This is a genomic window from Acinetobacter sp. ANC 4862 (assembly GCF_004336635.1).
Classification (GTDB): Bacteria; Pseudomonadota; Gammaproteobacteria; order Pseudomonadales; family Moraxellaceae; genus Acinetobacter.
The window spans coordinates 52,088-66,059 of sequence record NZ_SJXH01000012.1; the positions used below are offsets into that span (position 1 = coordinate 52,088).

10 protein-coding genes, 2 tRNA genes and 2 pseudogenes are annotated in these 13,972 nt (G+C 40.7%); 6 read left to right on the plus strand and 8 right to left on the minus strand.

The annotated features are described in order from the left end of the window. Positions 1-4 precede the first annotated feature (4 nt). From E0409_RS07435 to E0409_RS07460, 6 genes and pseudogenes are all read right to left on the minus strand, one after another. Positions 5-1,501, minus strand: coding sequence for a UDP-N-acetylmuramoyl-L-alanyl-D-glutamate--2,6-diaminopimelate ligase (locus E0409_RS07435; RefSeq protein ID WP_131289315.1), 1,497 nt, complete (start codon positions 1,499-1,501; stop codon positions 5-7). A 10-nt stretch (positions 1,502-1,511) separates the two neighbouring features. Beyond that, complete coding sequence (gene ftsI / locus E0409_RS07440; protein ID WP_131289317.1) at positions 1,512-3,335, minus strand: penicillin-binding protein PBP3; 1,824 nt, start codon at positions 3,333-3,335, stop codon at positions 1,512-1,514. Positions 3,336-3,348: 13 nt separating this feature from the next. Next, on the minus strand, positions 3,349-3,639 hold the full coding sequence (gene ftsL, locus E0409_RS07445; RefSeq protein WP_502699802.1) for a cell division protein FtsL: 291 nt from the start codon (positions 3,637-3,639) through the stop codon (positions 3,349-3,351). A 41-nt stretch (positions 3,640-3,680) separates the two neighbouring features. Continuing rightward, entirely contained in the window at positions 3,681-4,604 is a 924-nt protein-coding gene (rsmH, locus tag E0409_RS07450; protein WP_131217400.1) for a 16S rRNA (cytosine(1402)-N(4))-methyltransferase RsmH, read from the minus strand. A 333-nt stretch (positions 4,605-4,937) separates the two neighbouring features. After that, the gene (locus E0409_RS07455) at positions 4,938-5,957 is read right to left on the minus strand and encodes a sulfate ABC transporter substrate-binding protein (protein WP_131289321.1); all 1,020 of its coding nucleotides are present in this window, start codon (positions 5,955-5,957) and stop codon (positions 4,938-4,940) included. A 245-nt stretch (positions 5,958-6,202) separates the two neighbouring features. Beyond that, a pseudogene (locus E0409_RS07460) lies at positions 6,203-7,204 on the minus strand (sulfate ABC transporter substrate-binding protein). A 290-nt stretch (positions 7,205-7,494) separates the two neighbouring features. Here E0409_RS07460 and E0409_RS07465 point away from each other — a divergent pair. The 5 genes from E0409_RS07465 (at position 7,495) to E0409_RS07485 (ending at position 10,233) form a co-directional block, all read left to right on the plus strand. Next, positions 7,495-7,872: a hypothetical protein gene (locus E0409_RS07465; protein ID WP_502699801.1), complete on the plus strand. Its 378-nt coding sequence runs from the start codon at positions 7,495-7,497 to the stop codon at positions 7,870-7,872. Positions 7,873-8,002: 130 nt separating this feature from the next. After that, complete coding sequence (gene gltX / locus E0409_RS07470) at positions 8,003-9,511, plus strand: glutamate--tRNA ligase (RefSeq protein ID WP_131289323.1); 1,509 nt, start codon at positions 8,003-8,005, stop codon at positions 9,509-9,511. 58 nt (positions 9,512-9,569) lie between these two features. Continuing rightward, positions 9,570-9,645, plus strand: a tRNA-Ala gene (locus E0409_RS07475). 32 nt (positions 9,646-9,677) lie between these two features. Then, positions 9,678-9,753: transfer RNA gene (locus E0409_RS07480), tRNA-Glu, on the plus strand. A gap of 138 nt (positions 9,754-9,891) precedes the next feature. Then, on the plus strand, positions 9,892-10,233 hold the full coding sequence (locus E0409_RS07485) for a hypothetical protein (protein WP_131268439.1): 342 nt from the start codon (positions 9,892-9,894) through the stop codon (positions 10,231-10,233). Between the two features lie 30 nt (positions 10,234-10,263). Here the strand turns inward: E0409_RS07485 and E0409_RS07490 are convergent. Beyond that, a pseudogene (locus E0409_RS07490) lies at positions 10,264-11,230 on the minus strand (cation diffusion facilitator family transporter). 452 nt (positions 11,231-11,682) lie between these two features. Here E0409_RS07490 and E0409_RS07495 point away from each other — a divergent pair. Further along, positions 11,683-12,102, plus strand: a complete 420-nt coding sequence (locus E0409_RS07495; protein ID WP_131289327.1) for a tetratricopeptide repeat protein — start codon at positions 11,683-11,685, stop codon at positions 12,100-12,102. Positions 12,103-12,162: 60 nt separating this feature from the next. On the opposite strand, the gene ettA is transcribed toward E0409_RS07495, so the two are convergent. Then, positions 12,163-13,824, minus strand: a complete 1,662-nt coding sequence (gene ettA, locus E0409_RS07500; RefSeq protein ID WP_131289329.1) for an energy-dependent translational throttle protein EttA — start codon at positions 13,822-13,824, stop codon at positions 12,163-12,165. Positions 13,825-13,972 lie beyond the last annotated feature (148 nt).

Below are 13,972 nucleotides of genomic sequence, written 5' to 3' on the forward strand. Positions count from 1 at the left end.
TTTCCTATTGAGCCGGATAAGCTGAATCTGGTGTGTAATGCTGTGTATTAATGGCCGATTGCACTTCAATCACATCGTCAAACCAATGACGCACACCGTCAATTTCTTGATAATTTTCATGACCTTTACCTGCAATGACTACAATATCGCCTGCTTGGGCTTTTTGCACGGCAAATTTAATCGCTTCACGGCGGTCATGAATTTCATACATGACATGGGTAGAAAAATCGATACTCGCTTTCATGTCAGCGAAAATCTGTTCTGGATCTTCAGTACGTGGATTATCTGAGGTAATCAAGACAATATCAGCACCATTGAGTGCCGCTTGAGTCATCAGTGGACGTTTGCCACGATCGCGATCACCACCACAACCAAACACCGCCCATAAATTTTGAGAGACATGGCGTTTCAAGGTTTTCAGCACCTGAATTAAGGCATCCGGTGTATGGGCATAATCCACGACGAACAATCGGTCTGCATCACGGATCACCTGCATACGACCCGGTGCACCTTTCAATTGTCCAACTGTTGAAATCAGCGTGGCAAGATCAAAGCCGGCTTGTTCTGCAGTCACCAAACTTGCCACCAGGTTTTCTATATTAAAATGACCCAGCAACGGACTCTGCACGTCAAACTCACCTTGATTGGTGATCAGTTTAAAGTTTGCGCCATTCAAACTGTATTGAATATCTTGAACCTGATAATCCGCCGGCTGCATGGTTGAATAGGTCAGAATTTTCGGGTGTGCAGGATTATTTTTTGCTGCATCCAACATAATCGATGCATATTCGTCATCAATATTGATAATCGCGACTTTAAGTGATGCAAATTTAAATAAGCACGACTTGGCTTCGGCATAGGCTTCCAGTGTGCCGTGATAATCCAGATGATCACGGCTTAAATTGCTATAAGCAGCAATTTCAATATCGCAGCCATTCAAGCGGCCCTGTTCCAAACCATGCGAACTGGCTTCAATCGCAGCAAATTCAGCACCAGCTTGAGCATAGTCATGCAAGGCATTTTGCAGATGCAAGGCATCGAGTGTGGTATGCGAAGATGCTTCCAGATTCGGTAAAATTCCGTTACCCGTGGTCCCCATCACTGCACATTTCTTGCCTTGCAACATCAGCAATTCGGCGACCAGTCGTGAAATGGTGGTTTTACCGTTAGTCCCAGTCACTGCCAGAATTCGTGCGGCTTGTACGGGCTGAGTCGCTTGCAGATATTGCTTTTGCCATTGTCCCATCAAATGACGGACATTCGGCACGATTACACTATTTTCCAAACCCAAATCGGCTTCACTGACCACAGCCAAGGCACCGTTTGCCAAAGCCGACTGGGCAAACTGCAAGGTTTTTTCAGGCTGAGAAAAACTATTCAGGGCAATAAAAATTTGCCCTGGCTCAACTTTACGACTATCTAAACCAAAACCACTGAATGGCTTGGTCATCCATCCAGTGATTTTTTCAGCGGTGTAGAGATTTTGAAATGTAATGGACATTCATCACCTGTTACTGGATTTTGGGAGTATCTAAAGGTTTATCTAAAGGCACGTTCATTAAACGTAGCGATTCTTGCATTACACGTGCAAAGACAGGGGCTGAAACCGTACCGCCATAGTAAGAGCCTTGGGGATTTTCCACCACGACAATCATGGCCAAACGCGGATCGCTCACAGGTGCCACACCGGCAAATAAAGCACGATATTCGCTGGTTGAATAACCTTTGCGGTCAGCACGCAGTTTATGTGCGGTCCCTGTTTTACCCGCCACACGGTAGCCTGGAATAGTGGCACGTGTAGCAGTTCCGCCTGGCAATGTCGCTGTTTCCATCATCAAGAGCACTTGATCGGCAATTTTCGCATCAACAATTTGCTCACCCTTTGGTGGCTGTTCCAATTTATATAAACTCAAAGGAACCTTGACGCCTTTATTGGCAAGCATGGCGTAGGCATCGGCAATTTGCAGCACTGTCGCATTCAGACCATAACCATAAGCCATGGTACCCACTTCAGAGACATTCCATTTGCTTGGTGGCAAGATCAAGCCTCCACTTTCGCCCGGGAATTTCACTGCCGAACGCTGCCCCATGCCTACACGCTTATAAAAAGTCGGTAAGGTGGCATAAGGCAAGGACAATGCAAGTTTCGCAACACCCACGTTAGATGATTTCTGAATGATGCCACCCAAAGTCAGTGCACCATAGTTATGCGTATCGCGAATGGTATGGTTACCAATGCGCATACTACCTGGTGAAGTATTTACCACTGAATTTGCAGTGTATTTACCACTTTCCAGAGCCATAGCGACCGTCAGGGGTTTCATGGTTGAACCGGGTTCAAATGAATCCACCGCACCCCGGTTACGCATGGCATCTTTATTACCTAAACTTTTTTTATCATTCGGGTTATAAGACGGCCAACTGGTCATTGCCAAAATTTCACCAGTTTTGATATCTACTGCAATGGCAGTGGCTGAACGGGCGTTATTGGCTACACCAGCAGCGGTCAATTCACGGTACATAATATATTGCAGACGTGAATCAATACTTAAAGTGATATTTTCCCCGGCTTCAACTTCTTTAATTACTTCCGGGTCTTTAAAACGATTGCCTTTTTTATCACGGACAATCTGCTGTTCACCATCATGACCCGATAAAGCCGTATTCAGCTGCATTTCCAGACCTTCAATCCCCGTGCCTTCGCTATTGGTTAGGCCAATAATTTGTGCATTCGGCTGCGGCTGCGGATAGTAACGTTTATAGTTTTTCTCGGTATAAACTGCCTGGAATTCACGCTTGGCAATCAATTCAGCTTGCTGCGGTGGAATTTCTTTTTGCAGAACTAAATAACGTGAACGAGGCTTCTCGTTCATTTTCTTTTTTAACTCGGCACGATCCATGCCCACAGCATCGGCAAGCTCGTCCAAGTTTAGGTTTTTATCCGGCAATTGACGTTTTAGTTTACGGTTATTTGGATCTTTAGCTAGTTCAGCAGTAATTTCATCAAACTGTTTTTTGGTTTCAAAATAATCACGCGGATCAATCACCACTTTCATGACCGGCGTACTAATCGCCAAAGGCACACCATGACGATCATAAATCACGCCACGCATCGCCTTGACTTTTTCAGTTCTTAAAATATTGGCATTGGCTTTGTTTTGCAAAAAGTCTTTGTTGATGATCTGCACATAAAATGCACGACCCACTAAAGCTAAAAAGCAGAGTAAAACCACACTCCACATCAAATAAAAACGCCACATATCTACACTAAGGGTGTTTTTATCGGTCACAGACTGCTGTTTTTTACGCACTTGCTTATTTCTCTTGTCCACCATATTACAGCTAGCCTTATTTTTTATCTTCTGAAGTCATTGGTAAAGAAATTACAACCGTCTGCCCTGCAGGTGGCGAGTACATTCGCAACTGAGTCACAGCGCGTGTGCCAATTTGCGCTGTTGCACCAAAGGTTTGCTGCTCGATGAGCAAACGCCCCCATTCTGCATTCAGATCATCCCTTTCTCGGTTAAAGGCACTTAATTCACGGTAATCATGACGGTATTCAAACACCTGAAACACCACCATAATTGCGCTAAAAAAGACCAAGACCAGCAAAATGATATAACTGATGAATTTCTTCATCGGCAATTTTTCTGTCTTCTTTTCAACAACTTCAGTTTTCATTATTCGCCTTTCGAAGCTAAGCGTTCTGCAACTCTAAGCCATGCACTACGTGAACGAAAATTGGCTTTAATCTCTTCTTCACTGGCACGTACTCGGGAAATTTTCTTTAATCGACGGGTATCTTCCCGTTCTTGTGGCATACCCCAACTGGTATCTTCTGCTAAAGTGGATTCTTTTTGAATAAACTGTTTAATTAAACGGTCTTCTAGCGAGTGGAAACTAATGACCGCTAAACGCCCCCCTGTTTTTAGCACATCCACCGCTTGCGGCAAGAATGCTTCAATATCTTCTAATTCTTTATTAATGGCAATACGGATGCCCTGAAAAGTTCGTGTTGCAGCATGTTTATTTTTTTCCCATTTCGGATGGGCAACTTTCACAATTTCAGCCAGTTGCGCTGTCGTTTCGATATAGCCCGCAGCTTTGATGGCTTTGGCAATACGACGGCTATAACGCTCTTCACCATATTGAAAAATAACATTGGCCAAGGCTTCTTCTTCAATATTCACCAGCCATTCAGCCGCGGTCGGACCTTTTGAATTGTCCATACGCATATCCAGTGGGCCATCTTTCATAAAGCTAAAACCACGTTCCGCCTGATCGAGTTGTGGTGAAGACACCCCTAAGTCAGCCATCACGCCATCAACCAAACCAATGCCACGTGCTTCAAGCTCTTGTTTTAAATCGGCAAAACTGGCATGAATAATTTTAAAACGTGAATCTTCTTGTTCTAAGAGTGCCGCAGTTTCCAACGCTTGTGGATCTTTATCAAACCCATAGACACGTGCATTTTCATCTAATTTAGAAAGCAATAAACGGGTATGACCACCTCGGCCAAAGGTACCATCTACATAAATCCCTGTATTTCGATCTGCCAATAAGGCATCAACAGTTTCGTGAAGTAATACAGAAATATGCGACATAAGGGTTCAATCAATACTATGAAAAATGTAACTGCACATTATTACCTTGTTTTGACAAAGCTCCAAACGACTTTTTGTAGGGAAATATTACTTTCCATAGAGAAAACCGTTTGTTTCTGGGTTTATTCAACTCAGATTTAGCTCATATTTCATGTGCTTTTATATCATTTTAATATTCAATATTTATTCTGATTCTTTATTAAAATAGAGTTCTCTATAAAAATTAAGAAAAGAAAATGTATTCTTTGATTCAAAATTTTATTTAAAAAACAGATCTTGTCAGAAATAAAAAGCCCCCACTTCAGGAGGCTTTTTAAATCACAAATTAATCAGTTATTTACGAGTATTGTAAATCTGATCAAAAGTCGCACCATTCACAAAATGAGTTTTTTGTGCCTGAGCCCAGCCACCAAACACTTCATCAATGGTGAAGGTTTTAAGTTTAGGGAATTGAGCAGAATATTTGGCTAACACTTCCGGGTTACGTGGACGGTAGAAATATTTTGCTGCCATGTCTTGACCCAAAGGTGAATACAAGTAATTGATATAACCTTTAGCCAACCACTTGTTCCCATCTTTTTCGACATTTTTATCCACGATTGCCACTGAAGGTTCAGTTAAAATTGACATCGATGGATAGATAATATCGAACTTGTTTTTACCCATGGTTTTTTGAGTGACTAGAGCTTCATTTTCCCAAGTCAACAACACATCACCAATGCCACGTTCCGCAAAAGTCGTCATCGATGCACGCGCAGCAGAATCCATCACTTTTACATTGTGGTACATTTTGCCGACAAAGTCTTTTGCTTTGGCATCGCTACCACCGGGTTGTTTAAGTGCATAACCCCAAGCAGATAAGTATACCCAACGTGGTAAACCGCCGGTTTTTGGATTTGGAGTAATAATTTGTATGCCCGGTTTGGTTAAGTCAGACCAGTCTTTAATATGCTTTGGATTACCTTTACGTACCATAAATACGATGGTGGAGGTATAAGGTGCAGAGTTATGCGGGAACTCTTTTTGCCAACCCGGCTGGATTTGACCTGATTTTACAATTTCTTCAATATCGTTGGCCAAAGCCAAGGTCACCACATCAGCTTTTAAGCCATCCACGACTGAACGCGCTTGTTTACCTGAACCACCGTGGGACTGTTTAAAATTCACACTACGACCGGTACGTTCTTTCCAGTAAGCACCAAATGATTTATTGAATTCATCGTAAAATTCACGGGTTGCATCATAAGAGACGTTTAAAAATTCACGATCAGCTGCCTGAGCAGTCGTTGCAGTAAAAGCAATGCCGGTTGCCAGCAATGCCGCACTGAATAACGCTTTAAATTGAGTTTTCATTACGGTACAGACAAGTTATCTTCATTACTGCTAAATATATGAAATAAAATCATAAATCGCAATGAATTAAACCCTTTAGCATTCAACAAAATATTTTGATTAGATTGTTAAATTCATGTTTTTATTCATAATAACTTAAACAGTTTACTTATTCCTTATATATACTATTTTCTGAATTATATATGCAAAAAATGGATAACTTTCATTATCCATTTCTGCTAAAAATCTTTAATCATTAATTAGATTTAATTTTTCTCACTATAAATCTGATCAAAAATTACCCCATTCACAAAATGGGTTTTCTGAGCTTTTGCCCAACCACCAAAAACATCACCGATGGTAAAAAGTTTAATTTTTGGAAATTGTGCTGCATATTTTGCTGCAACTTGTGGATGACGTGGACGGAAGAAATATTGTGCTGCCAAATCCTGCCCTTTTGGTGAATATAGATAATTGAGATAACCTTTGGCCAAGTTGCGGTTACCATCTTTATCCACGTTTTTATCGACAATTGCGACCGATGGCTCTGCCAAAATTGAAATGGAAGGATAGATAATCTGATATTTATCTTTGCCCAAACCTTGAGTCGTCAGTAAAGCTTCATTTTCCCAAGACAACAACACATCACCAATGCCGCGTTCAGCAAAAGTGGTTAAAGAGCCACGTGCTCCCGAATCAAGTACTTTCACATTTTGATAAAGTTTTTTCACCAACTCTTTGGCTTTGGCATCATTACCACCGGGTTGTTTTAGTGCATACCCCCAAGCTGAAAGATAAATCCAGCGCGGCGCGCCCCCGGTTTTAGGATTTGGCGTGATAATTTCTACACCTGGCCTGGTTAAATCATTCTAGTCTTTAATACTTTTAGGATTGCCTTTGCGTACCAAGAACACCACGGTTGAGGTATAGGGTGCCGAATTATTCGGAAACTGTTTTTGCCAGTTTTTATTGATTAGACCTGCATTTACAATTTCTTCAATATCATTGGCTAAAGCCAAGGTCACTACGTCGGCTTGTAAGCCATCAATCACTGAACGCGCTTGCTTACCCGAGCCACCATGGGATTGTTTAAAATTCACTTCTTGTCCAGTACGCTGTTTCCAGAATTCACCAAAGGCCTGATTATATTCGTGGTAAAATTCGCGCGTTGGATCATAGGAAACATTGAGAAAATCTTTTGCGGCAAAGCTATGTGAAGTGATTCCCCCTAATACCGCAAGAATTGTAGATGCTATTATTCTTTTCATGTGCTTTAAGCTCATACTTAATTGATGAAAGCACTATATAAAGCTAAAATATTTTTAACAATCATATGGTTATATTGTTTTATTGATTAAAAATCAGTTTTATAGATATCCACTAAAATGCTTTTCTATGCATTTTTACCACTAAAAGACGCATAAACAGATGTAAATCTTCATCTTTCACTCAATCTCCATGCTATCTCCATAGTTGTTTGATACAAAGTGACTACATTGAATTGGTTCTTTATCATTTTGTAAAAAAGTGTGACCTAGTTCTACTTTTGTATTTTTTTATGTGTTTAAATGGTATCACTAGGATAGAAAAACAATATCTAGAGAATTCCAGCACCAGTAAGGGGGATATGGAAATGAAATTTACACCAGTTATAACAGCATTGAGTTTAAGTCTAACTTTAGGGTTTATGGCTCAAATCGGACACGCGGCTGCCATTAAAACCACCGATAGCAAAATCAGTCTTTCAGCTGAAAAATCATCACTGATTGAAAAAGCATTGCAACAACATAAGCAAGGCTCAAATACTTTTCATAATGACAATGATTTAAAAGTCCTTACTGAAATTAAAGTTGCCCCTACACAAAGCTTTTTTGCTGCTCAAAATCAAAAATTTACTCGTTTTGTACAAGTATTTTTCCCACAAAATAATTCTTAATTTAATACCGAACTTCTTGCCCCTTTAGAAGTTTAGACCAAGCCTAATCATTTCAATGTTGAATTTAACATTAAGTGATTAGGCTTTTTCGTTATAATACTAACCATTCACATTCTGAAAAATATTGATTATGACTGTTCGTACTCGTATTGCCCCTTCTCCTACAGGCTTCCCACATGTAGGCACTGCATATATTGCCTTGTTCAACTTATGTTTTGCTAAACAGCATGGGGGTGAATTTATTCTTCGCATTGAAGATACCGATCAACTTCGCTCAACCCCTGAATCTGAAAAAATGATTTTAGATTCATTGCGTTGGTTAGGTTTGAATTGGTCAGAAGGTCCCGATGTTGGTGGTCCACATGCACCATATCGTCAATCAGAACGTATGGACATCTATAAAAAATATGCTTTAGAACTTGTTGAAAAAGGTCATGCATTTTACTGCTTTGCAACGAGTGAAGAACTGGATCAAATGCGTGCTGAACAGCAAGCCCGCGGTGAAAGTCCTCGTTATGACGGTCGTGGTTTACTTTTATCTCAAGAAGAAGTTCAAAATCGTTTAGCTGCAGGCGAAGCACATGTGATTCGCATGAAAGTGCCTGCTGAAGGCAGTTGCAAATTTGACGATATGCTGCGTGGCGAAGTGGAAATTCCATGGGCACAAGTCGATATGCAAATTTTGCTTAAAACGGATGGCTTGCCAACTTACCATTTGGCCAATGTGGTCGATGACCATTTAATGGAAATTACCCACGTGATTCGTGGTGAAGAATGGATTCCATCTGCGCCTAAACACCAGTTATTGTACCAATACTTTGGCTGGGATATGCCTGTGCTTTGCCACATGCCGTTATTACGTAATCCGGATAAATCAAAACTGTCTAAACGTAAAAATCCAACCTCGATCAATTACTACAAAGACATCGGCGTACTTCCAGAAGCGTTATTGAACTATTTAGGCCGTATGGGCTGGTCAATGCCGGACGAAAGTGAAAAATTCAATTTAGCTGAAATGATTGAACATTTCGACATTAAGCGTGTATCCCTTGGTGGTCCAATCTTTGATGTCGAAAAACTCAACTGGCTCAACGGTCAGTGGATTAAAGCGCTTTCTCCTGCTGAATTGTTAAATACACTTTTCGCCTGGAAATCAGACCGTAAGACTTTGGAAGATATCGCTGCTGCGATTCAACCGCGTATCAACTTGTTGTCTGAAGCAGTGAACTGGGCTGGTTTCTACTTCAATCAATTCCCACAACTGTCTAAAGAACAGTTTGAAAGCAAGAAATTGTCTGAAGAACAAGTTCGTCAAAGCCTACAATTTGCAATTTGGCGCTTGGAAAGCTTATTCACCTGGAATAACGATACAGTTAGCCAAACCCTGATGGATTTAGCTACACAAATGGAAGTGAAGTTACGTGACTTCATGCCAACCTTCTTTATTGCGATTGCCGGTTCGACCAGCTCAACCCCTGTAATGCAGTCTATGGTAACAATTGGTCCTGACTTGACCTTTGCTCGTTTACGCCATGCGCTTGAAATTGTCGGTGGTCCGAGTAAAAAAGAAGCAAAAGTTTGGGAAAAACTCAATGAAAGCTTAAAATTGCCGAAAAATGACGCAGTTGATGAGGCATAATTGATTTTATAGTTGACGTGTGAGCGCAATGCCCCTAATATTGCGCTCACACAGACTGGGGGTTATAGCTCAGTTGGTAGAGCGCTACAATGGCATTGTAGAGGTCAGGAGTTCGATCCTCCTTGACTCCACCAAGTTATTTGTTTTACCTGTGTTGCCTCGATAAGTCCCTATCGTCTAGAGGCCTAGGACATCGCCCTTTCACGGCGGTAACCGGGGTTCGAATCCCCGTAGGGACGCCAAATTCAAAAAAGCCACTGACCTATTCAGTGGCTTTTTTATGGTCTAAATTTTTTATTCACGGTATTTTATCAACGGTATTTTTGCTTTCCGTGACATTCAGATTAGAATAACCTATAGATTAGAATTCTGGAGTTGTAATGCAATACCGTTGCCCAAAATGCCAAAGCCCTAAAATTATGCCTGTTGCACAATCCGGCGGACCTGCGGTACGACCAGTGGTACCTAAAAGCTTAGTCTTGTTAATTCCTGCTGTTTTCATCTTATTGCTGTTGGTTTTAATTAGTATTGCAATGTGGATTTTTGGTGATGGTGCAGGAACAACATTACAATCTGCAACTGTAGTTGTATTTGTGCTGTGTCTGATTGCAGGCTTTATGTTTTACCGCGACCTACCTGACTTTAAAATTTCGATGCAAGGCTTTATGCAGTCACAAAAGAAATGGAAATGTCGTGAGTGCAACCACGAGTGGGAAATTTAAAATAAACTTGCTTTCACATCAGCCCCATGTTCAATCCCGGTGCTGATGTGAATCTTCCTCATGATGATGTGGATGTTTTTTGCTGATGATCATCCGGCTGACAATGTGAATGCGCAAGGCATTCATCCTCTTCAATCTGTAGCGTTATTTCAGTGATGCCATGTTCATGGCTTAACATTTCCAACGCCTGCTGATACAAGGCATTACGATCAGCCTGTGGTGCATATAAATGCACAGTCAGATGTATATTCTTTGAAGTAATTGCCCAAACCTTGAGTTGATGAATACTTTCAACCCCCTTCAACCTAAGAAGATCATTTCGTAATTTTTCAATATCAATTTCTTCAGGCACACCTTCAAGCAAAATATTGATACTTTGTTTCAGTAAAATCCATGTTCTAGGCAATACCCAAAAACCGATCAGCACTGCAATTAAGGTATCTACCCAAACCCACTGGGTAAAATAAATAATCACAGCACCAATAAACACCCCAACAGAACCTAAAGCATCACTCAAAACTTCCAAGTACGCCCCTTTCACATTTAAACTTTCTTGGGCGCTGGAAAATAGAATTTTCATCGAAATCAGATTAATGACCAGACCTATAATCGCGACAATCATCATGCCCAGACTTTGAATTTCCGGTGGATTGGAAAAACGCTGATAGGCTTCATACAAAATATACATCGCCACCACAAACAGCATAGATGCATTAAACAGGGCTGCTAAAATTTCAAAGCGCTGATAGCCAAAAGTACGCTTATCATCGGCAGGAAGTTTGCCTATTTTTATGGCAACAAGCACTATGGCAAGCGCAGCAGCATCGGTAAACATGTGGGCAGCATCTGACAATAAAGCCAGGCTTTGCGTGATAAAGCCTGCTACTACTTCTACAATTAAAAAAGTGATGGTCAGCATCAAGGCAAAGGTTAATTTTTTGGCATTATTTTCAGTCACAACCGCATGACTATGATCATGCCCGTGATGTCCACTCATTGCAGACTCCCATTTGACTGGATGATAAATTAATTAATCTTTAAAACAGCATAATAAGCATACTCAGTGTAATACCATTACACTGAGTAAAATCCACGCAAAGTAAAAAATACGAAGAATGGTTTAAATCCAAGATATAAAATAGCAATACTGAGTTTGAGTTTAAATTTGAGATAGCTCATTACACAACTAAAAAAACAATCACCTTTGGAAAAAAACTCAAATTTCTTAATAAAAACCATGAATTAGCCATTCAATAACAATAATTTTCAATAAGTGCTAAAAAATCATTTACAAGTACAAACTTGTAAACACATATATTTGTTTTAAATGAAATTTATATTTACGTTAATAATTGGACTTTTGATAAATATTGCGTGCTTTTCTTCATAAAAGCAGATAGATTTAAAAAAGTGAGATATTTAATCCAACCTATGAAAATGAGGTGAATTATGATCATTCAAAATATAAAAAAGATTGTAAATTCTTGGTTTTACGCCCTAAATTCCAATATGTATGGAATGCAAAATTTGGCAGCCGATGCAAACAGAGAATATGCTCAAGGAGAATATTTCGAACAACTTGCTCGCCAACATCATCAGGAACTTTTGCAACATTCTCGTCTCACTAGCACACCAAGTGATCTTTCTTCACATGACAATCGTAACGCTATGTGGAGTTTTTTAAGTGCCGCCTTACGTGGACACCGCGATGCTCAATATAAATTAGGTATCAGCTACTTAAATGGAACCTTAGGCCTAGATAAAAACTATACACATGCGGAAGAATGGCTAAAGAAAGCCGCTAAGCAAGGTCATCATGAAGCACAAATAACCTTAGAAAAAGCGTATAGCCAATTAGTTTTTTCCTAAAAATTCCCAATAAAAAACCAGCCCTAAGGCTGGTTTTTTTAATCATACAAAAACAAGCAATTAAACGCCGATTTTTTTGTACTTAGAACGCTTTTGTACAGCAGCATCACCTAAACGAGCCAAACGATATGCTTCATATTCAGCATAGTTTCCTTCGTAGAATTCAGGCGTTTCATTTTCAAATGACAAGATGTGCGTTGCAATACGGTCCAGGAACCAACGGTCATGCGATACCACCATGACAGTACCCGGGAATACCAAAATGGCATCCTCAAGTGCACGTAAAGTTTCAATGTCCAAGTCGTTCGATGGTTCATCGAGTAAGATGACGTTTGCACCCATCTGAAGGATCTTCGCAAGTTGTAAACGGTTACGTTCACCACCTGACAATTCACCTACACGTTTTTGCTGATCTTGACCTTTGAAGTTAAAGCGACCGATATAGGCACGAGAAGGAATTTCATAATCGCCAATACGCAAGATATCTAAACCGCCAGAAACTTCTTCCCAAACAGTTTTGTTGTTGTCTAGGGTGTCACGGATCTGACCCACATAAGCCACTTTAACTGACTCACCCAGAGTCACAGTACCTGTATCAGGTTGCTGCTCGCCCGTCATCATACGGAACAGTGTCGTTTTACCCGCACCGTTCGGACCAACAATACCTACAATCGCTGTTGGCGGTACTGTAAAGGTCAAATCTTTATAGAGTAAGCGACCATCAAATGATTTGCTAATACCTTCAACTTCTACAACTTTATTCCCTAGGCGTGGACCAGGTGGAATGTAAATTTCAGAGGTTTCGTTACGTTGCTGGAATTCTTTAGAGTTAAGCTCTTCAAAACGCTCCATACGCGCTTTGTTTTTCTTTTGCTGACCTTTCGCATTAGAACGAACCCATTCAAGTTCTTTCTTCAATGCTTTGGCAAAAGATTCTTCCTGCTTGTTCTCTTGCTCTAAACGAGCATTTTTCTGCTCAAGCCAAGAAGAATAGTTGCCTTGGTAAGGAATACCATGTCCACGGTCAAGCTCCAGAATCCACTCGGCCACGTTATCCAAGAAATAACGGTCATGCGTAATCGCAACGATAGTACCGGCGAAGTCTTTCAAGAAACGTTCTAACCAAGATACAGATTCTGCATCCAAATGGTTCGTCGGTTCATCAAGAAGCAACATATCCGGTTTAGAAAGCAATAAACGACACAATGCTACACGGCGGCGTTCACCACCTGAAAGCAATGTTACATCTGCATCCCAAGCTGGAAGGTTTAATGCAGCTGCTGCCTGATCCATTTGGTTGCTTAGGTTATGTGCATCCCAAGTCTGGATAATCGCTTCTAATTTCTCTTGTTCTTTTGCAAGTGCATCAAAGTCAGCATCTTCTGCTGCATATTCTGCAAACACTTCATCAAGACGCGCCAAGGCATCCAATGGTTCACGCAAACCATCTTCAACGTTACCACGAACATCTTTATTTGGATCTAATGGTGGTTCCTGCTCAAGATAACCGATTTTAATACCCGGTTGAGCACGTGCTTCACCTGAGAAATCTTTATCTACGCCCGCCATAATACGAAGCAAAGTAGATTTACCTGCACCGTTTAAACCAAGTACACCAATTTTTGCACCTGGGAAAAATGATAAAGAGATGTCTTTCAGGATTTCGCGCTTAGGCGGAACCATCTTCGACACACGGTTCATCGTGTAAATATATTGGGCCACGTAGGACTCCTCTATAGAAAAAACAACATTCACATAACAATAATATTATGTGAACAAATAATCGCGGGCATTATACGATGAAAGTGCCGAAAAAATAAGGCATAGCTTCCATCTTCAATAGAATGTTACAACTCAGGGCGCGTTTATT

Bases quoted from the DNA above. Each gene is read 5' to 3' on its own strand.
- ftsL (WP_502699802.1), bottom strand. From the start codon at position 3,639: ATGAAGAAATTCATCAGTTATATCATTTTGCTGGTCTTGGTCTTTTTT.
- gltX (WP_131289323.1), top strand. From the start codon at position 8,003: ATGACTGTTCGTACTCGTATTGCCCCTTCTCCTACAGGCTTCCCACAT.
- rsmH (WP_131217400.1), bottom strand. From the start codon at position 4,604: ATGTCGCATATTTCTGTATTACTTCACGAAACTGTTGATGCCTTATTG.
- ftsI (WP_131289317.1), bottom strand. From the start codon at position 3,335: ATGGTGGACAAGAGAAATAAGCAAGTGCGTAAAAAACAGCAGTCTGTG.
- E0409_RS07435 (WP_131289315.1), bottom strand. From the start codon at position 1,501: ATGTCCATTACATTTCAAAATCTCTACACCGCTGAAAAAATCACTGGA.
- E0409_RS07455 (WP_131289321.1), bottom strand. From the start codon at position 5,957: ATGAAAACTCAATTTAAAGCGTTATTCAGTGCGGCATTGCTGGCAACC.
- E0409_RS07495 (WP_131289327.1), top strand. From the start codon at position 11,683: ATGATCATTCAAAATATAAAAAAGATTGTAAATTCTTGGTTTTACGCC.
- E0409_RS07465 (WP_502699801.1), top strand. From the start codon at position 7,495: ATGTGTTTAAATGGTATCACTAGGATAGAAAAACAATATCTAGAGAAT.
- E0409_RS07485 (WP_131268439.1), top strand. From the start codon at position 9,892: ATGCAATACCGTTGCCCAAAATGCCAAAGCCCTAAAATTATGCCTGTT.